This is a genomic window from Actinoplanes oblitus, from assembly GCF_030252345.1.
Classification (GTDB): domain Bacteria; phylum Actinomycetota; class Actinomycetes; order Mycobacteriales; family Micromonosporaceae; genus Actinoplanes; species Actinoplanes oblitus.
Genome location: NZ_CP126980.1, coordinates 3,092,301 through 3,114,638, shown reverse-complemented (window position 1 = coordinate 3,114,638; position 22,338 = coordinate 3,092,301). Strand labels below are relative to the sequence as shown.

The window sequence follows — 22,338 nt, the reverse complement described above, 5'->3', positions numbered from 1 at the left end:
GCCGGCCCCGCCGCCCGGACCGGGCGTGCCCGACGACGCCCGGGCGAGTCGGCAGGCGGCGCCCGGCCCCTTCCGTCCCACCCCGGTCCGGCGGAATCCGCTGATCACCGCCGCGATCGCGGCGGACGGAAAGGCGACTGCCGCCTTCCCCGCACGGCCACGGGTGCCTACCGTCGTTGATGGTCGGCCACGGCCGTACGGCGCCGACGCCGATCCCAGGTGGGTGGTCGGCATGGCTGAGACGATGACACTGCGGGACGCATTGGGGTGGACCCGTGACGTCATGCGCCAGTGGCGGCACTGGACGCGTGCCAACTGGCGCCTCACCGTGGCCCTCAGCGTGCTGGCGTTCTTCACCGGCTGGGCCTGGAACACGTACGCCATGGCGGTCGGACTCGAGGGCAGCGAGGTCACGCCGGGCGACGCGACGACCGCCACGGCCGACGGGCACACCGGCAACGGGCTGTTCTGGCTGATCCTGTTCACGATGGTCAGCGCGGTCATCACGTACGCCTGGACGCGTGGCTGGACCGCCTTCAAGGCCGACGTCGCGGAGTTTCCCCGGCGTGTCTCCGCCGCCATGTCGGACCACCCGGCAGGCGCTGCCGCCATGCTGCTGTGGGGCCTGGCCGTCGCCCTGGTGATCGCCACGGCGATCTCCTCGGCGGTCGCCGCGGTGCTCGCGCTGGCCCTGGTGGCACTGGCCGCCTCACCGATCGGTGTGGTGCTGAACTTCGCGCTGATCCGGGTGTGGCGCGGCCTGTGCGGGATCGTGGCGCCCAAGGCCGGGCCGCGGGTGGCCGCGATGATCAGCCCCTTCATGGTCATGCTCGGCGAGGCCACCGGCCTGCTGCTGGACGGTGTGATCGACAACTGGCCGATCAAACTGGGTCTCGGGCTGGTCGCCGCGGCCGGCTCCGTCTCGCTGGTCCGCGGCGGGATGCGTCCCCGCGCCGCGATGATCCTGGCGATGGCCGGCGCGACGGTGGCCGTGCAGGCCCTGCGGGTCCGCGGCGCCTACGCCGACGACGGCGGCTGGCTCGAGTGCGTCACCGCCGACGGCCGCCCGTGCTCGGATCTCGGGCTGGCGGGCGTGCTCGCCTGGATGCGGTCGGACGGCGCCGCACACGTGCTGACGATGGCCTCGATCGGCGGGGTGTCCGCCGCGCTCGGCGTGCTGCTGGGCCTGGGCCTGGGCGCCGCGGCGGCCGTCGCGCACGCCCGCACCGGCAGTGACCGGGCCGGCAACGACCCCCGGCCGCGGATCCCACGGCCACGGCCGCATCCCGGACCACCCCCGGAAGCACACCGCGACCGGCCACCGCCCGCCGAGGCACACCCCGATCGCCTGTCGCCCGCCGAGGCACACCCCGACCGCCCACCGACCGCCGAGCCACATCCCGACCGCCCGTCGCCCGCCCAGGCACATCCCGACCGGCCACCGCCCGCCCAGGCACACCCCGACCGCCCGCCACCCGGCGGAGCACACCCCGACCGCCCGCCGCACCACCACGCACCGCTGCCTCCCCGCCAGCCCCCACTGCCGGAGACGCCGGATCCACCGCCGGCCGCACCCGCATCATCGGCCCGCCTCGATCGCGAGGCGCCGTCGCGACCCCGTTCCGGGCCGTGGCCTCGCCCCGACGGCTCCGGGGCACCGCCGTGGGAGGCGCCGCCAGGCGGCCACCACCCGCGGCCCCGCCCCGACGGCTCCGGAGCACCGCCGTGGGAGGTGCCACCGGGCGGGCACCTGGCGGGTACACCTCCCCACCCCCAGCCCGGGTCGGGCGAGGGCGGCACGATCTACCGGTCCGCCACCTACGAATCCGCCGACCCCGGTCTCGGACACGTCTACCGATCGGCCGCGGCAGGCGTCCACCCGATCCCGCATCCCCCGGCATCCGGTCCCCCGGCGACCGGCCGGTCACCCGGCGTCGACTGGGACGACCTGGAGGACTTCATGCCGGACGCACCCGAACGCCCGGAACCAGCCGGGCCGGGCGACGCTCACCGGCCACCGGCCGACGAGGAGGCACAGCGACGGCAGGCCGGCGAACGACCCGGCCGGCACCGGGACCACGACGAACAGCGCAGTACCGACAGCACCCCACAGCCGGACGACCGGCCCGCACGTGGCCGCGCCGACCCCGGCCCGCGCTACCGCATCCGGCCACCGGTGCCCCCGCAACAGCCATGACCACCGCCGCCCGGCGCCGCATCACCCCGGAACGCCCGCCGCACCCCTGGCCCGCACGTCTGGCGGTCGCCCTGCTCTGCGGCGGTTCCATCGCGGCGCTGCTCGCCGACCTCTACGGTGTCGCGCCGATGCACGCCGTGTTCTGGCTGGTCTCCGTCCCGGCGATGGCCGTACTGGCGCTCCTGCCGGCCCTGCCCGGCGTCGGCGCGGACCTGCGGGCCAGGATCCGGGTCGGCGCGGTCGCCGGTGCCCTGGGCACCCTCGGCTACGACCTGGCCCGGATCCCGTTCGCGCTGGCCGGCCTGCGGGTCTTCGCGCCCGTCGAGACGTACGGCATCCTCGTCGCCGACGCCTCCGCCTCCTCCGCCCTCACCACCACCCTGGGCTGGCTCTACCACCTGTCGAACGGCGTGACGTTCGGCATCGCCTACGCGGTGCTCGCGGCTCGCCGGCCGTGGCCCTGGGGCGTCGGGTGGGGACTGCTGCTGGAGACGGTGGCGATCCTCGGCCCGTTCGCCACGCGCTACGGCCTGAGCGGCCACCCCGTGCCGATCGTGATCGCCTACGGCGCCCACGTGTGTTACGGCTGGCCGGTCGGCCGGCTGGCGCAGAACCTGGACGCCACCGACGCCGCCCTGCGCCGGATGGGCCGGCACAGCGTCGCGGTCATCCTGGTCCTCGCGGTCGCCGCCGTCGTGCTCTGGCACCGGCCGTGGCAGGTGAGCGCGCCGGAGCGCGCGGCGGCCGCCCTGTCCCGCGGCGGCCCGCCGGTCACCGTCGTCCGGGTCGACCGGTTCCGGCCGGAGTGGTTGCGCATCCGGACGGGTGGCTGCGTGCTGGTCGACAACCGGTCCGCCCGCTCCTATGCCACACCGGCCGGAACGGTGCCCGCGCGGGCGCGCGGCACGCTCTGCTTCGACCGGCCGGGCGTGTACCGGATCCGGCTCGGCACCCACCCGTACTCCGGCGGTTTCGTCTACGTGGACGCCGGCTGACACCGGTTTACAGGGATCTTGCAGCGAAGTCCCGGCACTTTTTGCAGAAACTTTAGGGATGCTTTGAGCATGCTTGAGGTCACCGCGCTCGGCTGGACCCTGACGATCGGCGTCATCGTCGCCCTGCTCGCCCTCGACCTGACGTTGGGGGTGTTGCGTCCACACGTCGTCGGCTTCCGCGAGGCCGCCGGCTGGTCGATCTTCTACATCGCCGTCGCTGTCGCGTTCGGGCTGGTGTTCGCACAGGTCGCCGGCTGGACGTATGGCACGGAGTACTTCGCCGGCTACATCGTCGAGAAGAGCCTGTCCGTCGACAACCTGTTCGTCTTCGTCATCATCATGAGCACCTTCGCGGTGCCGGAGCGTTACCAGCAGGAGGTGCTTACCTTCGGGATCATCATCGCGCTGGTCCTGCGGGTGGTCTTCATCGCGCTCGGCGCGACGCTGCTCAACCTGTTCTCGTTCATGTTCCTGATCTTCGGCCTGATCCTGATCTACACGGCCGTGCAGCTCTTCCGGCACCGCGACGAGGATCCGAGCATCGAGGACAACGCCCTGGTCCGCGCCGGTCGCCGCTTCCTGCCGGTCACCGACGACTACGTCGAGGGCAAGATGATCACCCGGGTCGGCGGGCGACGGATGGTCACCCCGCTGTTCCTGGTACTGCTGGCGATCGGCAGCACGGACATCCTGTTCGCGCTCGACTCGATCCCCGCGGTGTTCGGCGTGACCGAGGAGGCGTACATCGTCTTCGTCGCCAACGCCTTCGCCCTGCTCGGCCTGCGCGCCCTTTTCTTCCTGGTCAAGGGCCTGCTCGACCGTCTGGTCTACCTGTCCACCGGGCTCGCCGTGATCCTCGCCTTCATCGGCGTGAAACTGGTGCTGCACTGGGCGCACAAGTCGCTGAACGACGCGTTCCCCGAGGTCAGCACGCCGGTCTCGCTGATCGTGATCATCGGCATCCTGGTCATCACCACCGTCGCCAGTCTGATCAAGTCGCGGCGCGACCCGTCCCTGACGGCCCACGCCGGCAGCCTCCACGCCCACCCCGACCGCCGATCCGAGGACTGATCAACCCTTTCCGGTACGCCCACCGCGCGCACCCCAACGCGACGTCCACCGGCGGCGCCGCACTCGCCGAGATCCACCGCGGCGCCGCCCTCCACCCGCTCCACGGCCGCCAACGCAAAGCCGCCCGGACAGGTGAAACCGCCCCGCACGGGAGCCCGGGCAGGGAACCGCCCCGCAGGTGAGCCCGGGCAGGAATCGCTCCGCAGGTGAGCTTGGGCAGGTGAAACCGCCACCGCATGAGAGCCCCGGGCAGGTGAAACCGCCCCGCACGTGAGACGGCCCGGGCGCGAGAAATGGATCCGGCACGAGAAACGGCCCCGGACGTGGAACCGCCCCCGGCGCACGGGGTGCCGGGGGCGGTCGCGGGCCCGCCCGCGCAGTCCGGGGACGGTCCGGACGCGCGGCGTAACCCACCCGGGTCGGCCAGCGACCCGATGTTCAGTGTGGGGTCAGGCGCGGAAACCGCCAACGCCGGACTGCACCGTGGCGTGGTTGCGGCGCCCGGCGTCCTGCTGGGCCAGGATGGCCTCGATCTCCCGGGTCTGCTCGGCGGTGTGCCGGCCCAGCATCAGGTCGAGTTCGGTGCGCTCGGCGGCGGTGCGGAACGCCGCGAGTTCCTCGCTCAGCCGGCGGTGGGCACGGCGCTCGGCGAGACGGTTGACGATGGAGGTTCGGATCCTACGGATTGACGGCATCAGGCGCTCCTAACGGATAGTGACGGAGAAAGCCTCGTCGCTTCCGCCCACAACAATGCCGATCCCGTGCTTCATCCCCAAATCGACCTGGTAAAACCTGGAAGACGAAAGTGACCGCCGCCACCGGATCACGGTTATCCAGGTCACTCTGCGTCGCGGAGTTCCTGGTCAGGACGGTGGGGTGACCTCGGGCACGAGGAGGCCGGGATCACGCCGGTGAGGTGGGCTCCGGGAGCGGGCCGGCGTCGACCGCCTGCAACCGGGAGGAGAGCTGAGTGCGGGAGCGGACGCCGAGCTTGCGGTAGACGCGGGTCAGCGTCGCCTCGACCGTCTTCACGCTCAGGTACAGGCGGGAGGCGATCTCGCGGTTGCTGGCGCCGTCCCGGACCAGCCCGGCGATCCGCAACTCGGTGGAGGTCAGCCCCTGCTCCGGGGCGATGCTGCCCTCGGTGCGCGCCAGGGCCCGCTCGGTCTCCTCGGCCCACGGCCGGGCATCGGCGGCCAGGAAGATCGACAGAGCGGCGCCGATCAGCAGGCGGGCCGCCGCGTACCGGCGGCGGCGGCGTTCCGCTCCCCCGGCCACCAGCAACGCGTGGCCCTGCTCCACCGGCTGCCGCAGCTGTTCGAAGAGGGTCGCGGCGGCGGTGGACAACTCGACCGCCGAGTCCGCCTGGCCGCTCTCCGAGTGCACGATGGCGGTGGCCCGGTCCAGGTATCCGGCCAGCGCCGGGGTGCTGCCCAGTCGCTCGGCGGCCTTGCGCGCGCCGGCCAGGGTGTCCGCCGCCTCGACGTGCTCGCCGAGGGCGGCCAGGCCGGTGGCCAGGTCGGCGTGCCAGCGGACGATCATCGGGTCGGAGCTGCCGGCCTCGGCCTCCAGCTCGCGCAGCCGGCGCAGGGCGGCCACCCCGGCCCGGGTGTCGCCGGAGCGCAGCTGCGCCTGGCCCAGGGCGTGCAGGTTACGGCGCAGGTAGAGGTTGTCGCCCTCCTGCTCGGAGGCGCGGATGCCGCGCCGGGCGAAACCCGCGGCGGCGGCCAGGCTGCCACCGGCCAGCTCCGCCACGGCGGCGGTGTACCAGGTGGGACCGGGGCTCAGGCCGGCCTCCTGCGCGGCTTGCACCGCGCGGTGGGCGTACCGTAAGGCCTCCCGGCAGCGGCCGGCCCGCGCCGCCACCTCGGACAGGCTGCGCAGCACCTCGACCCGGGCCTCGCCGATCCGGTCGTGTTCGGCGACCGCGAGCAGGCGCAGCAGTTCGGCGCGAGCCTCGTCGAGCCGGTCGTCGATCAGGGCGAACCGGGCGGCCATGTAGTGCGGGCCGTAATGCAGCCAGTCCGGCGCCGGCGAGGCGGGCAGCGCGAGGGCCCGGGCCAGCGAGTCGCGCCACTGCGGCTCGCCGCGCATCCGCTGGATCTGGGCCAGGCCGCTGAGCGCCATCGCCTCGCTGGTGGCGTCGCCGGCCCGGCGGGCGATCCCGGCGGTGGCGCGGGCCTCGGAAGCGGCCCGGTCCGGATCGCCGGTGATCATCGCCTGCCAGGTGAGGCGCAGCCGGACCGGGGCGAGCAGCGCCGGGTCGTCGCCGGCCTCGGCGAGCGCCGCCGCGAACATCTCCCCCATCTCGCCCAGCGCCTGCCCGGCCAGGTCGATCAGCACCACCCGGGCGCGGACCCGGTGCCCGGCCGGCGCGTCGGCGGCGATCACCGCCTCGGCGGCCCGGCCGGCCAGGCCGGGCGCGCCGCCGGTGAGCGCGGTGCGGGCCGCGGCGACCAGCCAGTCGAGCCGCGCGGCGGCCAGCTGGTGCGGGCTGCGCTCGGCGGCGAGCAGGTAGAACTCGGCGGCGGTCCGGTCCGCGCCGCGCGCCACGCATTGGTCGGCGGCGGCCGCCAGCCGCCGGGCGGTGGCCGCGTCCGGGCGGGCGCTGCGCAGGGCGCGATGCCGCAGGGCGTCCAGGGGGTCGAGCGCGGCAGCGGCGAGTGCGGCATGAGTTTCGGTACGCCGGGAAGCCGGCGTCTCCTCGATCAGCACCTGCGCGATCAGTGGCGGCGTGAACCGGATCGCCTCGCCGGTGATCTCGACGACCCCGGCCGCGGCGGCCAGTCGCAGCTCCCGGTCGGCGTCGTCCCGCCCGGCGCGCAGCAGCAGGGTCACCGTCGGGTCGGTGGCCAGCGCCGCCACCAGCAGCGTCTGGTTCACCTCGGCGGACAGGCAACCGAGGCGTTCCCGGGCCAGGTCACGGGCGATCTCGGGCAGCGGGGCCGGCCGCCAGGCGGCGCCGTCGCCACCGGTGCTGCCCAGCGCGAGGGCGAGGAACGGGTTGCCGGCGCTGGCCCGGTGCAGTCCGCTGGCCGTCCGGCAGGGCAGGCCCCGGGCCTCCAGCATGGCGCTCAGGTCGTCGGGGGCCAGCGGCGGCACGGCCAGCTCGGTGACCGGGGACGGGCAGAGCCGGGCGGCACGGCGACGGTCGGCGCGGTCCGGCCGGCGCTCGGCGGTGAGCGCCCGGATCCGCGGGCCGGGGCGGCGGCGCATCGCGAAGGCGAGCAGCGCTGCCGACTCCTCGTCGAGCCACTGTACGTCGTCGAGGACCAGCAGTACCGGGCCGCTGCGCGAGCAGTGCGCGAGCAGGGCCGGCAGGAGCAGGCGCCGGGCCAGGGCCGGCCCGCCGGTGCGCGGCGGCCGGCCCTGCCGGAGGGCCGCGAGCGCGTTGCGGGCGGCGGGTGGGAGGGCCGCGACCGCGCCCGGCGGCATCTGGCGGATCAGGTCGGCGACTCCCGCCCAGGCCAGCATGCGCTCGCCGCGCGCCGGCCGCAGGCGCAGGACCAGCTCGCCCCGGACGGTCGCCTGCTCGGCGACGGCGTCCAGGAGAGCGGTCTTTCCGATGCCGGACGGCCCGTACAGGGCCACCCCGCCGCCGGCGGCGAGCCTCGCGTCGATCTCCGCGAGCAGCGCCTCCCGGCCGTGCAGTGTGGGCAGGTCGCGCTGCACGCGGCTCACCCCCTAGATCTGGGCTCAGCCTAGGGAGCGAGAGGCCTGGTCATCAATGGCTAGTTCGTCACTTGCGTCGCGAGGTCACCGAGGTCGCGGTGACCGAGCCGTCGGTGCCGGTCTCCCCCTCGATCGTCACCGAGTCGCCGGCCTTGACGTCGCTGAGCTTGCCCTTCTTGGCGGTCGCCACGGTGGTCCCGCCGTCGGTGCGGACGGTGACCACGGTGCCGTCAGCGGTCTCCACGTAGATGGTCTTGCCGTTGACGAGCTTGACCTTGCCGGTGGTGCCGGCCGCGGTGGTCCCGGTGCTGCCCTGGGTGCCAGTGCCGGTGGTGCCGCCGGTGGTGCCGCCGCCACCGAAGGCGCCGCCGCCGGGGAAGCCGCTCGCGCTCAGGCCGGACGGGAAGCCGCCGGACCGGTTGCCGGCGCCCGGGAACCCGGCGGTGGCGGACGTGGCGGTGCCCCACTGCTTCTGCGCGTAGACCCCGCCGAGGAAGCCACCCATCAGCAGCAGGCCGACGCCGAGCCCGATGGTGCCCCTGTCCCACCACCTCTTCGGCGCGGCCGCGGCGAGTTCCTCGGCCAGGCCCTCGTGGCCGGCGTCGCCGGGTCCGGGCGGGCCGGCGGGGGCCGGCACGGACGAGCCGGCGGGGATCGGCCCGGAAGAGCCGGCGGGGGCCGACACGGCCGGCAGGATGGCGGTCTCGTCGTTCATCCGGTTCACAGCGGAGTCCTCACTCGTAGCGCAGCGCGTCGATGGGACGCAGGCGGGCGGCGCGGGCGGCGGGCAGGCCGCCGAAGAACAGCCCGATCGCGACGGACACACCGACGGCGAGCCCGATCGAACTGGGCACGATCACCGGTTTCACCCCGACGATCGTGAAGTGACTGCCGATCAGCGCGGCCGCCACACCGAGGGCGCCGCCGAGCACGCTCAGCAGGGTCGCCTCGATCAGGAACTGGGTCAGGATCACCCGGCGGGGCGCGCCGAGCGCCTTGCGGATGCCGATCTCCCGGGTCCGTTCGGTGACCGTGACCAGCATGATGTTGGTGATGCCGATGCCGCCGACCAGCAGGCTGATCGCGGCCACCGCGCCGAGCAGGGTGGTGAACGTGTCGGCGGTCTCGGTCTGCGTCTCCAGCAGCGACGACGCGTTCTGGATCCGGTACGGCGTGCTGCTGGTGCCGGTACCGGACGAGGAGGTCGCCGACTTCACCTTCAGCTGCTGGTCGAGGATGGTGGCGACCTCGCTCTGCACGGCGTCGACCCGGTCCGGGTCCTTGGCCGCCACGATGATCGAGGTGAGCGAGCCGTACCCGGCGAGGACCTGCTGGACCGCGCTGAGCGGGGCGACGGCGGTGTCGTTGGAGTCCTGGAAACCGGTGGAGCTCTTCTCCTTGAGCACGCCGACCACGGTGAACAGCGCGCCGTTCACGGTGACCTGCTTGCCGACCGGGTCGATGCCGGGGAAGAGCTCCTCGGCGACGGTCTGCCCGATCACCACCACCCGGCGGCCCTGGGCCACGTCGTCGGCGGTGAATGACGCGCCCCTCTCGACCGGGGTGCTGGACGCGCCGAACCAGTCCGGCGTGGTGCCGACGAAGGTGCTCACCGCGTGGTCGGTGCCCTCGTACGTCATGGTCGCCGACGACGCGCTGACCACCGGCGAGACCGACTTGATGTCCGGGGCCAGTTCCGGGTCGACCAGGGCGTCGGCCATCTTCCTGGTCAGCGCGGTGCTGCTGGAGCCGCCCCGGCCGGTGCTCAGCACGGTGACGGTGTTGGTGCCCAGCGCCTCGATCCGGTCGCTGATCGCCTTGGCCGAGCCGTTGCCGACGGCTACCAGCAGGATCACCGCGGCGACACCGATCAGGATGCCGAGCATGGTGAGCGCGGAGCGCAGCTTGTTCGCCGAGAGCCCGCGCAGCGAGAACCTGACTACCTCGAAGAAGTTCACGCGCCGTGCCGCCCACCGGACTGGTGGACCGAGGCGCGGGCAGCCACCCCGTGGCCGGCCGCGAGATGCCCGGCCGCGACCGCCCGCACCCTGGCGTGCGCGGCGGCGGCGCCGACCGGCGCCCGGTCGATCGGGGACTGCCGCACGTCGGTGACGATCGCGCCGTCGACCAGGCGGATCAGCCGCTTGGCCCGGGCGCCCACCTCGTCCTCGTGCGTGATGATCACGATGGTCCGGCCGGCCGCGCTCAGGTCGTCGAAGACCCGCAGCACGTCGTCGGTGGACTTGCTGTCCAGGTTGCCGGTGGGCTCGTCGGCGAGCAGCAGGGCCGGCTCGGTGACCAGGGCCCGGGCCACCGCGACGCGCTGCTGCTGGCCGCCGGAGAGCTGGTTGGGCTCGTGGTCGGCGCGGTCCGCGAGACCGACGATGTCCAGGGCCGCCATCGCGCGGCGGCGCCGCTGTCCGGGACGCACCCCGGCGTACGCCAGGGGCAGCTCCACGTTGGCCAGGGCGGTGGTCCGCGGGATGAGGTTGAACGCCTGGAAGATGAAGCCGATCAGCCGGTTCCGGGCCAGCGCGAGCTGACCGTCGGAGAGGCTGCCGACGTCCACCCCGTCCAGCAGGTACCTGCCGTGGCTGGGTACGTCGAGGGCACCGAGGATGTTCATCAGGGTGGACTTGCCGGAGCCGGACGAACCCATGATCGCCACGTAGTCGCCGCGGTGCACCGTCATCGACACGCCACGCAGGGCGTGGACGGTGGCCTCACCCGTACCGTAGATCTTCTTGAGGTCCCGCACCTCGAGGACGGGGCGGCTCATCGGCCACCGCCCGGTGCACCGCCGCCGCCGAAGTTCCCGCCGCCGCCGAAGTTCCCGCCGCCGCCGAAGGTGCCGCCGCCCGGGAAGCCGCCGGTGGTACCGCTGCCGCCGCTGGTCGAGGTGGTCTTGACGACGACCTGCTCGCCGGCGGTGAGCCCGGAGGTGATCTCGGTGGCCGTGTCGCCCGCCAGGCCGACCTCCACCGACCGGGTCTCCTGGACGCCGCCGGCGACGACGGTGACCGTGTGCCGCTTGCCGGCGGTGGTGATCGCCGCCGAGTTGACCATCAGGACGTTCGTCTTGGCGCCGGTGGTCACCACCACCGAGACGGTCTGCCCGACCTTCGCGCCGGCCGGCACCTTGTCCAGGCTCAGCGTGACGCCGTAGGTGACCACGCTGTTCGAGGTGGTGGCGGCCGGGTCGATCGCGGTGACCTTGGCGCTCTGGCTGGTGCCGCTCAGCGCGTTCCAGGTGACCGTGGCGACCTGGTTCTCCTTGAGCTGGGTGGCATCCGCCTCGGCGAAGCCGGCCGAGACGGACATCCTGGTCAGGTCGGCGATCTCGATGAAGCCCGTGGAGCTCGCGCTCGACGAGGAGCTGCCGCCCTGCGACGAGCCGCCGCCCTGCGCGCCACCGGAGGACGAGCTGGCCGAGCCGGTGCCGGCGGCGGAACTGCCGATCGTGCCGCTCACCGAGGTGACGGTGCCGGCCATCGGCGCCTTGAGCACCGTGCCGGCCACCCCGGCCTCGGCGTCGTCGACAGCGAGCTGGGCCTGCGCCACCTGGTTCTCGGCGTCCGAGGTGTCCGAGCCGGCGTCCTGCGCGCGGTCCAGCGCGTCGTTCGCGGCGTCCAGGTCGGCCTCGGCGGCGGCCAGGGTGCGCTGGGCAGCCGCCGGGTCGACCTTCGCCAGCACCTGGCCCTTCTTGACCTTGTCACCGACCCGCACGCTGATCGCGGTGACCGTTCCGCCGGTCTCGAAGCTGGCGCTCGCGGTGGTCGAGCTCGCCACGGTGCCGTCCGCGGTAACGGTCTTGGTGACCGTGCCCCGCTGGACGGTGACCGTGCGCTCGGCGGCCACCGCGGCCGTTCCCCCGTCGTCGGATCCGGAGAACGTCTCGTACACCGTGCTGGCCCCGGCTACGAGCATCACGCCGATCACGGCGTTGACCACCAGGGACGGGTGGCGGCTCAGACTTACCCTCATGGCCACACTCTCGGGGAGCGGCCTTGGAGGACTTTGTGGGAAACCTCGGAGCCAGCTCGGAATCTCACGCCGCGTCACCGGCGGACGGGAGCAGGACACGGAACGTGGCGCCGCCGCCCGGCGTCTCGTGCAGCGCGACGGTGCCGCCGTGCCCCCGCACGATGGTCGCCGCGATGGCCAGCCCCAGGCCGGATCCGCCGCCGCTGGCCCGGTTGCGGCTCGGGTCGGCCCGGTACAACCGCTCGAAGATCCGCGGGGCGTGCTCGGCGGGCACGCCGGGGCCGTCGTCCTCCACCTCCAGCACCGCCATCGGCTCCGCTGACCCGCCGGTGTGCCCGACCCGGACCGTGACCCGCGTGCCGTCCGGGGTGTGGTGCAGCGCGTTGGCCACCAGATTCGTCACCACCTGGCGCAGCCCGTGGTCGTCGCCGAGCACGGTGGCCGGCTCGAAGGTGTCCGCGTCGTCGCTGAGCCCGGCCAGCAGCACCTGGCGGCCGGGTACCCGGGCGTGCGCGTCCCGGATGGTGTCCGCGGCGATCTCCAGCAGGTCCACCCGGCGCAGGTCCAGGGTCCGCTGCCGGTCCAGGCGGGCCAGCATCAGCAGGTCCTCGACGAGTACGCCCATCCGGCCGGCCTCGCCCTCGATCCGGCTCATCGTCTCGTCCAGCAGCGGGCCGGGCGGGGCGCCGCCGCGCCGGTACAGCTCGGCGAAGCCGCGGATCGAGGTGAGCGGGGTCCGCAGCTCGTGCGAGGCGTCCGCGACGAACTGGCGCAGCCGCTGCTCGGCAGCGGTGCGCTCGGCAACCTCGGCCTCGATCCGGCTGAGCATCAGGTTGAGCGCCAGGCCGAGCCGGCCGGGTTCGGTGTGCGGGTCGGCGCCGGGCACCCGCCGGGTGAGGTCGCCGCCGGAGATGTCCGCGGCCGCGTGCTCCATCTCGGTCAGCGGGCGCAGGCCGAGCCGGACCACGTAGGCGGCGCCGAGGCCGAGCAGGGCCAGGATCAGCAGCAGCACGCCGGCGTCGATGACCAGCAGCCGGTCGCTGGTCTGCCGCACCTCGGCCAGCGAGGAGCCGAACAGCGCGTAGCCGCCGGTGGTGCCGACCGGCAGCGCGATCACCCGCCAGCCGGTGCCGTCCGGGGCGGTGACGGTGTACGGATCCGCGGTGGCCGCCCGCTTCGCCAGCGCGTCGAACGACGGGACCGCCGGCCGGGTGTCGCCGGCCGGGTAGCTGCGCCCGGTGTCCAGTGTGCCGTCCGCCCGGTAGAGGTAGGCGACCTGGTCCGGGCCGACCCGGAAGAAGCGGTTGCGCGGGCCGAAGCTGTCGTCCTGCTGCTGGGTGGCGAACTCCATCGGCCGGGCCATCCCGGTGAGCTGCTTGTCGATCCGCTCCACCAGGTAGCCGCGGATCAGCACGACGCCGGCGACGTTCGCGGCGATCAGGGCGATCGCGGCGAGGATGCCGACGACCAGGACGAGGCGGGACCGCAGCGTCCAGTGCCGCCAGCGGGTCGGTCCCCGCCAACCGCCCCGCGCGTCACCCGGGATCGGCATCGGACCCTTCACTCTTCGCGCGGCAGCCTGAGTGCGTAGCCCACGCCGCGCACGGTATGGATCAGCGCCGGCTCGGTCTTGTCGATCTTGCGGCGCAGGTAGTAGACGTACGACTCGACGATCCGGCCGTCGCCACCGAAGTCGTACTTCCACACCCGGTCCAGGATCTGTGCCTTGCTGACCACCCGACCGGCGTTGATCATCAGGTACCGGAGCAGGTTGAACTCGGTCGGCGACAGCTCGATCAGGCGACCCGCCCGGCGTACCTCGTGGGCGTCCTCGTCCAGCTCCAGGTCGGCGTACCGGAGCATCCCGGTGTCCGGTCCCGGCTCCGCCGGCCGGCTGCGCCGCAGGATGGCGCGGATCCGTAGCACCACCTCCTCGAGGCTGAACGGCTTGGTGACGTAGTCGTCGGCGCCGGCCGAGAGCCCGAGGATCCGGTCCTCGACCGTGTCCCGGGCGGTGAGGAACAGCACCGGGGTCCGGTGCCCGGCGGCGCGCAGCCGGCGGGCCACCTCGAACCCGTCCACGTCCGGCAGCATCACGTCGAGCACGATCAGGTCCGGCTCGAACGCGCCCACCGCCAGCAGCGCGGCGGTGCCCGTCCCGGCCACCCGCACGTCGAAGGCGACGAGCCGCAGGGTGGCGCTGAGCAGCGCGGAGATGTTCGGCTCGTCGTCCACGACGAGGACGCGGGTGGGCCGCGCCGGCGTGTCGCCGACGGTCCTGGGGTAGCGGGTCTCGGAAAGCACCGCACAGATGTATCAACGTTTTCTTTGAGCCGGCTATGAGCCGGCTGTCACCAGGATCGGGACACCACATCACCCTCGGTCAGCCCCGAGGTGATCTCGGTGTACTGGTCACCCCGCAGGCCGATCCGTACCTCGACCCGGGCGCCGTCCCGGCGCACCGTCCCGCTCGCGCCGGCCACGTCGTGCACCGCGGTGCTCGGCACCCGGAGCACGTCCCGCTTGCTGCCGGTGGTCACCCTGACCTGGGCGGTCTGCCCGACCAGCAGATCCTTCGGCGCGTCGACGAAGGAGAGCAGTACGCCGAACGTGGTGAGCGTGCCGTCGCTGGTGCCGACCGGGTCGACCACCACCAGGGTGGCGTCGAACGTCTCGCCCGGCTTGTCGGCCAGGGTGATCACCGCCTTCTGCTGGACCGCCAGGTGGTCGGCGTCGGCCTCCGGGAAGTCGGCGCTGATCTGCATGTCGTAGACGTCGGCCAGGGTGATGAAGGTGGAGCCGGAGTCGACCTGGCTGCCGACCTTGCCGCCGACGGTGAGGACGCGGCCGGCGATGGGTGCGGTGATGGTGGCGCCCACCAGCGCGTCCTCCTTCTCCTCCAGGGTGGTCTCGGCGGCGTTGACCCGCTGTTGCGCGGTGAGGATGGCGTCGCCGTCGCTCTGCCGGCCCTGCTGAGCGGTGTCACCGCCGCCGGTGGTCCCGGCGGCGCACGTGGCCGTGCCGCCACCCGTCGCCCCGCCGCTCCGCTCGGTCCCGGTGGCGGCCGGAGCGGCGGTGGTGGCGGCCGGTCGAGCCGATGCCGACACGCTCGGGCGGGACGAGGCCGACGGCGACGCCGACGCGGAGGCCGGCACCCGATAGGCCGCCGCGGCGGCACACCCGGTGGTGCCACTCGTGGTCGCGGCAGCCGCCTCCTTGGCGTCGGCGAGCGCGTCCCGTGCCGCGTCCAGCGCGTCCCGTGCCTCGTCCACCGCGTCCCGCGCGTCGTCGTCGTCCACCTTCGCGAGCACCTGGCCCGCCGTCACCGTGGTACCCGCCCGGACCTCGACGCTCTCCACCGTCCCGTCCACAGCGAACGACAGGCTGCGCGTCTGCGCCGCCTGCACCGTCCCGGTGGTGGCCACCTCGGTGGTCACCGCGCCCCTGTCGACGGTGGCGGTCTCGGCCGCCGCCGGCTCCCGCGCGCCGTCCGCCGTCAGTACGCGCAGCACGCCGAAGGCGAGCGAGGCGAGCACGACGACCAGCACGCCGAGCCAGATCGAACGCCGGCGACCGGCCAGTGCGATACCCATGGCCGAGGAGTCTGGCCAGCCGTCCTCGCCACCGGCTCGGTCCTGCCTCGGAGTTCGCTGGGAGCCGCCGGACGCCACTCAAAGGCAATTCCTAGCCCCGTCCGATCTTCCGCATAGGAAGGCCGGGTTCGCTGTGCCGTCGTACCCGCTCATGACCAAGGAGGCGCTTGTGCCGGTAGTCAAGTCGAAGGTGGCCCGCCGGGTCGCGGCGTGCGCGGCGGTGGCGTTCGTGTCGATGGCCTTCACCGCGGCGTGCGGCGACAAGGACGACAGCGGCGGCGCGGCGACCGGCACGGCCGGCCAGAACGGCGGCGGCAACTCGGCGTTCGCGGCGTACACCGCATGTCTGTCGGAGAACGGCGTGACCGTCACGATGCCGTCCGGCGGCCCGGGTGACGGCGGCACGCGCCCGTCCGGCGCGCCGGACGGCGCCCGGCCCTCCGGGATGCCGCGGCCCTCCGGCAGCTTCGCCGGCGGCCGTGGCGGCTTCCCCGGCGGTGGCGGCCCGCAGAAGCCGGACGGCGTGGACGAGGCGACCTGGACCAAGGCCCAGCAGGCGTGCGCCTCGGTGCGGCCCAGCTTCGGCGGGCGCGACACCGGCGGCGGGAACGGCGCGAACGCGGCGTACCTCGACTGCCTGAAGGACAACGGCGTCGCCGACACCGGCAAGCTCGACGAGTCGGACGCCACCACCAAGAAGGCCGTCCAGACCTGCGAGGTGCTGCGGCCCTCGGCCGCCTCGTAGGCGAAGGACCCCGTGCCGGCCTCGTTCGTCCCCCCGTCGTGACGAGGCCGGCACGGTCATCTCCCGGAAAGGTTCAGGACAGCGGGCAGCTGCTGCGGTAGTCGGAGATCGACGTGCTGCTCGGCCCCGGGCAGATGAACTTGTCGTAGCGGGTGTCGTTGTCCACGAACCGCTTCAGCCAGGACACCGCCTGCACCGCCGTGGGCGTGTTCACCGTCTGCGGGAAGAAGTGGCTGGCCCCGTTCAGCTCCAGGTAGGACTTCTCGGCCGACGCCGGGATGCTGTTGTAGAACGGGATCGAGTGGCTGGCCACCGGCGCGACGGTGTCCGCCTCGCCACCCACGATCAGCGTCGGGACGCGCAGCTCGGTCCACGACTTGTCCAGGTCCCAGGGCGCGAGCGGCACCGCGGCCTGCAGCGTCGGCCGGTCGCTCGCCGCTTCCAGGCTGCCGCCGCCACCCATCGAGTGCCCGGCGACAGCGAGCCGGCCGGCGTCGATCCGGCCGCGCACCGAGCTGCGGGTGGTCAGGTAGTCCAGCGCGGCGAGCAGCTGGTCGCCGCGCGAGTCCGGCTGGTCGGCGGTGGTCAGCGTCTCGATGCCGATCACCACGAAGCCGTGCGACGCGAGCCGCGGTCCCAGCCACGAGATGCTGGACCAGTACGCGGTGAACCCGGGCGAGATGGCGATCGCCCCGAACGTGCCGTCGGCGGTGCTGGTCGGGTAGTAGATGGTGCCGCCGCCGAAGCCGACGGCGCTGAGCCGGGAGACCGAGGTGGTCGAGACCGCGTAGGGTCCGCGGCTCGCCTGCAGCGCGGCCAGCGTCGGGTCCGGGCCACGCTGGTAGGGGTTGTCGGCCGCGTGCGCGGCGGTGGCGCCGAGCGGTGCGGTGAGCGCGATCGCGGCGGCCACGCTCACCAGCACGCGTTTCCAAGTCCGGTGCACGTCGAATACTCCTTCACCTGGGGGGACGGTTCGACGAGCGCCAGTCTGCGCAGCCCCCGCGCGGGCACGCATCGGCGAAATCACCGGCCTCGCGTTCATCACCCTGCAACATCCCGGAAATTTCACCCCTTGCACGACATCGACGCTCTTCTTTCGAACCGGGCCCGGTCGCGTAACACTCTCGACATGTTTCATGCACCACTAGTGCAAGAAGTCGAGCGCCTCCTGCACGCGGCCGCCGACGGCCGGGGCGGCGGGCTCGTCCTCCGCGGCGGTCCCGGCTCCGGCCGCAGCAGCCTGCTGCGCTCGGCCCTCCCGCACGCCGCGCACTGGACCGTGTGGTCCGTCCCCGGGCACGCCGCCGAGCGTTCCTTCCCGTGCGCCGCCCTGCGCCGCCTCACCGACCGGATCGCCTGGCCCGCGGCCCGCGACGCCGCCGCGGTGGTCACCGCCGGCGATGCCCTCCTGCGGCACCTGCGGACGGCGGCGGCCGACCGCCCGCTGCTCTGCCTGCTGGACGACGCGCACCTGCTCGACACCCCGTCCCGTGAGGTCATCGCGTACGCCGCCCGCCGGCTCGCGACCGACCGGATCGCGGTCCTGGCCGCCGGCCCGCCCGGCCTCACCGGCCTCGACCTGCCGGCCCGCCACGTCCCGCCGCTCGACCCGCCCGCCTGCCGCGCCCTGCTCGCCGAGCACGCCCCCGACCTCGCCGACGACGTCGCCCTGGCCCTGGCCGGCCTGTCCGGCGGCAACCCGGCCGCGCTGATCGACCTCGCCACCGATCTCTCCCCGGAGCAGCGCCGCGGCTACCGCCCGCTGCCCGCCGAGCTGCCCGCGCACAGCCCGCTGCGCCGGCGTCTCCGCACCGAACTGGCCGCTCTCCCGGCGACCACCCGCCGGCTGCTCCGGCTGGCCGCCGCCGATCCGCCGGCCCCGCTCCCCGACCTGCTGGCCGTCGCGACCGGCGCCGGACCGGCCGACCTCGGTCCCGCCGAACGCGCCGGACTGATCACCGTCGACGGCACCGCTGTCCACTTCGGGTCGGCCGTCGCGCGCGGGGTGGCGTACCGGGAGATGTCGTCGGCCGACCGGCGGACAGCGCACCTCGCGCTGGCCGGGGTCGCTGCCGCTCGCGGCCGGAGACTGGACGCGCTCCTGCACCGCGCGGCGGCCTCGGCCACCGCCGACCCCGCGCTCGCCGCCGAGCTCACCGAGGCTGCCGCGCCGGCCGCGCCGTCCGACGCGACAGCGGCTTTCCGGTACGCCGCGCAGCTCACCCCCGACCCCGCCGCCCGCGACGCCGCCCTGCTCGACGCCGCCCGCTCGGCCTGGCTGGCCGGCCACCCGCACCAGGCCGGCCCGCTGCTCCGCCAGGTGACCGCGGCGCGGACCCGGGTGCGGGCGCGGGCCCTCGCCGCGGAGATCCGGCCGGACGAGCCGGCGTCGCGGGACATCCTGCTGGACGTGGCGGCCGACCTCGCCGACAGTGATCCGGTGGCCGCCCTGGACGCGTTGTCGCTGGCCGGCGAGGCCGCCGGCCTGGACCAGGAGCAGGGGCGATACGCGGCACTGGCGCGCCGGGTCGCGGCCGGGCGGCGGGGCGACGAACCGGCGGCGCTGGCGATGGCCTATCACCACGTGGCCGGGCTCGCCGACATCGCCTGCCGGGACGAGGCGGCCGCGTTCGCCCGGCTCCGGCGGGAGCTGGACCTGGCCGTCGAGGTCGCCGAGCCGGTCCCGCTGATCCGGGCGGCGACCGCGGCCATCCTGGTCGGCGACGCCCGGCGAGCCACCACCGCGGCGGCACGGGCGGTGGTGCTGGCCCGCGAGGCCGGCGCGCACAGCCTGGTGCCGCGCGCGCTGGAGCTGGCCGCGCTGGCCGGGATGGCGTCCGGGGACTACGACGCGGCGACGACGGCGGCGCTCGACGGCGTGGCGACGGCCCGGGGCACCGGCCAGAGCGCGCTGGCCGGCACCCACCTCGGGATCCTCGCGGTGCTGGCCGCCCTGGTCGGGGACCGGGACAGCGGACAGACACGGATCCGGGCAGCGACCGGAACCGATCAGGCGCGCCCGCTGTGCGAGTGGGCCCTGGCCCTGCTGGACCTGGTCGACGGGCAGCGCCGGGCCGCCGCGGAACGGCTGCACCTCGTGGTGGCCGGCCCACCCGGCCACGGTTCGGTGCTGCTGCGGGTGGCGGTGGTTCCGCACCTGCTGGAGGCGGCCGGCCCGGAACCGGCGCTGAACGCGGTGGCCGCCGCGTTCGACGGCTGGGCCGGGCGGACCGGGCAGGCCGGCTGGCTGGCGCTGCGCGACAGGTGCCGGGCGCTGCGGACGCGGGACGGCGAGGCCGCCGAGGCGCACTTCCACGCGGCGCTGCGGCGGGTCGGCGAGGCCGGCTTCCCGCGGGCGCACACCGAGTTGCTCTACGGCCGGTTGCTGCGCCGCCGTCGCCGGCACGTGGCGGCCCGCGAGCACCTGCGCCGGGCGGCGGACACGTTCCGGCTGCTCGGGGCCGAACCGTGGGCGGCGCAGAGCGTACGGGAATTGCGGGCCGCCGGGGAACGCGCCGGAAGCGAACGGCGTGCCGCGGCCGAGCGGTCCGGGCCGAAGGCGTGGGAGGGCGTCGAGCTGACCGCCCAGCAGGAGCGGATCGCGACACTGGTGGCGGAGGGCGCCACCAATCGGGAGGTCGCCCAGGAGCTGCACCTCAGCCCCCGGACCGTCGACCATCATCTGCGGAACGTCTTCGCCCGGCTGGGGGTGCGCTCCCGCACCGAGATGGCACACCTGCTCGCCGCCCGCTGACCCGCCGGGGCCACACCGCCCCGCAGGCCCGGCGGGGTCAGCCTCACCGGGTGGGTCGAGCGGGCCACGTCAGGCGGGCCGAGTCAGGCGGACCAGGCCGGGCTGGCCGGGCTGATCGGGTCGGGCCGGCCGGCTCGGGCGGGTCGGGCTGGCCGGGTCGGGCTGGCCGGCTCGGGCGGGTCGGGCTGGCCGGCTCGGGCGGGTCGGGCTGGCCGGCTCGGGCGGGTCAGGCGGGTCGGGCTGGCCGGGTCAGGCAGGGTCAGGCGGGTCGGGCTGGCCGGGTCAGGCAGGGTGGGGCAGGTCCATATTGGCCCAGCGCTCGGCGAGCTGGCGGCGGCAGGCGACCAGGTGGCCGGCCAGGATCGCCGGGTGGCCGCCGCGCACGCAGACGTCCGCGCCGGCGGTCAGGACGCCGGCCACCAGCTCGGCGGGCGCCCACTCGTCGATCAGCGCGACGACCCGGCTGGCGCGGGGCAGGACCGCCCGGGCCAGCCGCACGTCCTCGGCGCGCGCGCCGCTGAGCAGCACCAGCTCGCCGGGGCGCGCGTCGTCGATCGAGCCGAGCTGCCGCATCTGCCAGCCGGACGGCAGGTGGGGCGGCAGGGCGGCGACCCGGCTCTGCTGACCGAGGACGGCGACGACCGGATCGGCGGCCGGGGCCGGTGCGCGGGTGGTGACGCCGTCGGCTCCGCGGTTCCACTCGGTGATCATGGTGCTTCCCCTCGACTGGGTTCCCCTCGTGATGCCCTTCACGATTCGCCCCGGGCCTGAAACGACCATGTGCCGTACCTGTGCGTTCGTTGTCAGCGCGCGGCCGGCCGCCGAGCCGGCCCGCGGCGGGCTCAGGCCGAGTCGCGCACGACGACACGGATCAGATCGGCGGTATGCGGGATCGGGGCGGAGCGGCCCGCGGCGGACTCAGGCCGAGTCGCGCACGACGACACGGATCAGGTCGGCGGTGTGCAGGATCGGGGCGGGGCGGCCGCTGACCGCGGCCACCACGGTGGTGGCCAGGTGGGCGGCGAGCGTGCGCTGGTCGGTGGTCACCGTGGTCAGCGGGGGGACGGCCAGCCGCGCCGCCGGGATGTCGTCCACCCCGATCACCGCGAGCCCGGTCATCGCCAGCGCCCGCGCCCCGGCGAGCACGGCCAGGGCGACCTCGTCGTTGTAGGCACACACCCCGGTCACCCCGGCCGCCCGCCACCGTTCCACCGCCGCCGCGGCCGGTGCGACGTCGAGCGGCACCACCTCGACCAGCGGCTCCGGCCCGGGGGCGCCGCCGTCCCGGACGACCACGGCCGGCTCCGGAGCACCACCCTCCCCGACCGGGGTGGCCGGCTGCCGGTCGACCACCGCGCGCACCCCGGCCAGCCGCGGCTCCGCGAAGATCTGCAGGCGCGGGTCGTCCGGGTAGGCGTAGCCCAGGCGGGTGTGGCCGGTAGCCAGAAGGTGTTCCGCCTGTCGCCTGCCGACCAGCTGCTGCGGCACCTCCAGCTCGCGCCCGTGCCGCCCGGCCCGCCCGAGCAGCGCCACCACCAGCGCCACCCCGGCCGCCCGCATCGCCTCGGTCTCCGCGTCGGAGAAGTCGGTGAAGGACAGCACCGCGGCCGGCGTGATCGCCTTCCAGATCTCGGCGATCGGCCGGTCGGCCCGGCTGCCGGGATGGACCACGAAGGTGAGCCCCTCCCGGGCCAGCGCGGTGGACAGGTTGCCGAGCAGGTCGCCCACCTCGTTGCCGATCGGCCAGTCGGGCAGCAGGCAGAGCACCACGTCGGAGCGTCCGGTCCGGAGGGTGCGCGCGGCGGCCGACGGCGCGTAGCCGAGACCGGCGGCGGCCCGCAGCACGCGGTCGCGGGTGGCCGGGGAGATGCTCTGGCCGGGGGTGGCGTTCAGGACGTAGCTGACCGTCGCCCGGGACACGCCCGCGTGGCGGGCGACGTCGGCGCTGGTGATCCGGCGGGTGTCGGGCATGGGGTGACTTTACTACTTACACGTGTCAGTATGAGACGCATGACACTCGACCTGGCTACCAAGGTCGCTCTGCTCACCGGCGCGACGACGTTCACGCTGGCACCCCGCGGCCGGATCGGGTTGCCCGAGACCCGGCTCTCCGGTGCTGATGCCTGGCTGTCCCGGATCGACGCGGTGCTCTGGGCCGGGCCGCCCGGTCAGGAGGCGGGCATGCGGTCGCGGCGGCGCTGCCCGGTGACATCGAACCGGCCGGGCGGCTGGTCACCACAGTCCCGGCCGCCGATGAGAAGTCGCCGGCCTGGTCGGTGACGCCGATGGAGGGCCCGGCTGGCGTACGCCGCAGGCCCGTTCCTCGG

Annotated in this window: 18 protein-coding genes; 6 read left to right on the top strand and 12 right to left on the bottom strand. The window is 74.6% G+C overall.

All coding sequences use genetic code 11. The features are described 5' to 3' along the window. Nucleotides 1-232: 232 nt before the first annotated feature. From Actob_RS13915 to Actob_RS13905, 3 genes are all read left to right on the top strand, one after another. A complete protein-coding gene (locus tag Actob_RS13915; RefSeq protein ID WP_284920581.1) occupies nucleotides 233-2,197 on the top strand; it encodes a hypothetical protein in 1,965 nt (654 codons plus the stop codon). Continuing rightward, a complete protein-coding gene (locus Actob_RS13910; RefSeq protein WP_284920580.1) occupies nucleotides 2,194-3,192 on the top strand; it encodes a hypothetical protein in 999 nt (332 codons plus the stop codon). The genes Actob_RS13915 and Actob_RS13910 overlap by 4 nt, the downstream gene beginning before the upstream one ends. A gap of 69 nt (nucleotides 3,193-3,261) precedes the next feature. Further along, on the top strand, nucleotides 3,262-4,263 hold the full coding sequence (locus tag Actob_RS13905; protein ID WP_284920579.1) for a TerC family protein: 1,002 nt from the start codon (nucleotides 3,262-3,264) through the stop codon (nucleotides 4,261-4,263). Between the two features lie 449 nt (nucleotides 4,264-4,712). Here Actob_RS13905 and Actob_RS13900 read toward each other — a convergent pair whose 3' ends face one another. The 9 genes from Actob_RS13900 to Actob_RS13860 all read right to left on the bottom strand — a co-directional run bounded on the left by Actob_RS13900 (nucleotide 4,713) and on the right by Actob_RS13860 (nucleotide 15,512). Next, the gene (locus Actob_RS13900; protein ID WP_284920578.1) at nucleotides 4,713-4,958 is read right to left on the bottom strand and encodes a hypothetical protein; all 246 of its coding nucleotides are present in this window, start codon (nucleotides 4,956-4,958) and stop codon (nucleotides 4,713-4,715) included. 208 nt (nucleotides 4,959-5,166) lie between these two features. Further along, a complete protein-coding gene (locus tag Actob_RS13895) occupies nucleotides 5,167-7,944 on the bottom strand; it encodes an AAA family ATPase (protein ID WP_284920577.1) in 2,778 nt (925 codons plus the stop codon). Nucleotides 7,945-8,002: 58 nt separating this feature from the next. Then, on the bottom strand, nucleotides 8,003-8,650 hold the full coding sequence (locus Actob_RS13890; protein WP_284920576.1) for a hypothetical protein: 648 nt from the start codon (nucleotides 8,648-8,650) through the stop codon (nucleotides 8,003-8,005). A 19-nt stretch (nucleotides 8,651-8,669) separates the two neighbouring features. Then, on the bottom strand, nucleotides 8,670-9,893 hold the full coding sequence (locus Actob_RS13885) for an ABC transporter permease (protein ID WP_284920575.1): 1,224 nt from the start codon (nucleotides 9,891-9,893) through the stop codon (nucleotides 8,670-8,672). After that, on the bottom strand, nucleotides 9,890-10,714 hold the full coding sequence (locus Actob_RS13880) for an ABC transporter ATP-binding protein (RefSeq protein WP_407653638.1): 825 nt from the start codon (nucleotides 10,712-10,714) through the stop codon (nucleotides 9,890-9,892). The genes Actob_RS13885 and Actob_RS13880 overlap by 4 nt, the downstream gene beginning before the upstream one ends. After that, nucleotides 10,711-11,919, bottom strand: a complete 1,209-nt coding sequence (locus Actob_RS13875; protein WP_284920574.1) for an efflux RND transporter periplasmic adaptor subunit — start codon at nucleotides 11,917-11,919, stop codon at nucleotides 10,711-10,713. The genes Actob_RS13880 and Actob_RS13875 overlap by 4 nt, the downstream gene beginning before the upstream one ends. A 64-nt stretch (nucleotides 11,920-11,983) precedes the next feature. Further along, entirely contained in the window at nucleotides 11,984-13,471 is a 1,488-nt protein-coding gene (locus Actob_RS13870; protein WP_284920573.1) for a sensor histidine kinase, read from the bottom strand. 8 nt (nucleotides 13,472-13,479) lie between these two features. Further along, nucleotides 13,480-14,223, bottom strand: a complete 744-nt coding sequence (locus Actob_RS13865) for a response regulator transcription factor (RefSeq protein WP_284920572.1) — start codon at nucleotides 14,221-14,223, stop codon at nucleotides 13,480-13,482. A gap of 47 nt (nucleotides 14,224-14,270) precedes the next feature. Then, nucleotides 14,271-15,512, bottom strand: coding sequence for an efflux RND transporter periplasmic adaptor subunit (locus Actob_RS13860; RefSeq protein ID WP_284920571.1), 1,242 nt, complete (start codon nucleotides 15,510-15,512; stop codon nucleotides 14,271-14,273). A gap of 169 nt (nucleotides 15,513-15,681) precedes the next feature. On the opposite strand from Actob_RS13860, the gene Actob_RS13855 reads away from it, so the two are divergent. Further along, nucleotides 15,682-16,257 carry a hypothetical protein gene (locus Actob_RS13855; RefSeq protein ID WP_284920570.1) on the top strand — a complete coding sequence of 192 codons (576 nt, stop codon included), beginning with the start codon at nucleotides 15,682-15,684 and terminating at the stop codon, nucleotides 16,255-16,257. Between the two features lie 73 nt (nucleotides 16,258-16,330). Here Actob_RS13855 and Actob_RS13850 read toward each other — a convergent pair whose 3' ends face one another. Continuing rightward, nucleotides 16,331-17,200: an alpha/beta hydrolase family protein gene (locus Actob_RS13850; RefSeq protein ID WP_407653637.1), complete on the bottom strand. Its 870-nt coding sequence runs from the start codon at nucleotides 17,198-17,200 to the stop codon at nucleotides 16,331-16,333. A 204-nt stretch (nucleotides 17,201-17,404) separates the two neighbouring features. Between Actob_RS13850 and Actob_RS13845 the strand changes: the two genes are divergently transcribed. Beyond that, nucleotides 17,405-20,011 carry a helix-turn-helix transcriptional regulator gene (locus tag Actob_RS13845; RefSeq protein ID WP_284920569.1) on the top strand — a complete coding sequence of 869 codons (2,607 nt, stop codon included), beginning with the start codon at nucleotides 17,405-17,407 and terminating at the stop codon, nucleotides 20,009-20,011. Nucleotides 20,012-20,293: 282 nt separating this feature from the next. Here Actob_RS13845 and Actob_RS13840 read toward each other — a convergent pair whose 3' ends face one another. Both Actob_RS13840 and Actob_RS13835 read right to left on the bottom strand, forming a co-directional pair. After that, entirely contained in the window at nucleotides 20,294-20,722 is a 429-nt protein-coding gene (locus tag Actob_RS13840) for a hypothetical protein (RefSeq protein WP_284920568.1), read from the bottom strand. A 207-nt stretch (nucleotides 20,723-20,929) separates the two neighbouring features. Next, nucleotides 20,930-21,982, bottom strand: coding sequence for a LacI family DNA-binding transcriptional regulator (locus Actob_RS13835; protein ID WP_284920567.1), 1,053 nt, complete (start codon nucleotides 21,980-21,982; stop codon nucleotides 20,930-20,932). Nucleotides 21,983-22,021: 39 nt separating this feature from the next. On the opposite strand from Actob_RS13835, the gene Actob_RS13830 reads away from it, so the two are divergent. After that, nucleotides 22,022-22,291 (top strand): hypothetical protein, encoded by a 270-nt coding sequence (locus Actob_RS13830; protein ID WP_284920566.1) that lies wholly within the window; start codon nucleotides 22,022-22,024, stop codon nucleotides 22,289-22,291. Nucleotides 22,292-22,338 lie beyond the last annotated feature (47 nt).

Coding starts and splice junctions, on each gene's coding strand:
- Actob_RS13915 (WP_284920581.1), top strand. CDS start 233: ATGGCTGAGACGATGACACTGCGGGACGCATTGGGGTGGACCCGTGAC.
- Actob_RS13910 (WP_284920580.1), top strand. CDS start 2,194: ATGACCACCGCCGCCCGGCGCCGCATCACCCCGGAACGCCCGCCGCAC.
- Actob_RS13905 (WP_284920579.1), top strand. CDS start 3,262: ATGCTTGAGGTCACCGCGCTCGGCTGGACCCTGACGATCGGCGTCATC.
- Actob_RS13900 (WP_284920578.1), bottom strand. CDS start 4,958: ATGCCGTCAATCCGTAGGATCCGAACCTCCATCGTCAACCGTCTCGCC.
- Actob_RS13890 (WP_284920576.1), bottom strand. CDS start 8,650: ATGAACGACGAGACCGCCATCCTGCCGGCCGTGTCGGCCCCCGCCGGC.
- Actob_RS13880 (WP_407653638.1), bottom strand. CDS start 10,714: ATGAGCCGCCCCGTCCTCGAGGTGCGGGACCTCAAGAAGATCTACGGT.
- Actob_RS13875 (WP_284920574.1), bottom strand. CDS start 11,919: ATGAGGGTAAGTCTGAGCCGCCACCCGTCCCTGGTGGTCAACGCCGTG.
- Actob_RS13870 (WP_284920573.1), bottom strand. CDS start 13,471: ATGCCGATCCCGGGTGACGCGCGGGGCGGTTGGCGGGGACCGACCCGC.
- Actob_RS13860 (WP_284920571.1), bottom strand. CDS start 15,512: ATGGGTATCGCACTGGCCGGTCGCCGGCGTTCGATCTGGCTCGGCGTG.
- Actob_RS13840 (WP_284920568.1), bottom strand. CDS start 20,722: ATGATCACCGAGTGGAACCGCGGAGCCGACGGCGTCACCACCCGCGCA.
- Actob_RS13835 (WP_284920567.1), bottom strand. CDS start 21,982: ATGCCCGACACCCGCCGGATCACCAGCGCCGACGTCGCCCGCCACGCG.
- Actob_RS13830 (WP_284920566.1), top strand. CDS start 22,022: ATGACACTCGACCTGGCTACCAAGGTCGCTCTGCTCACCGGCGCGACG.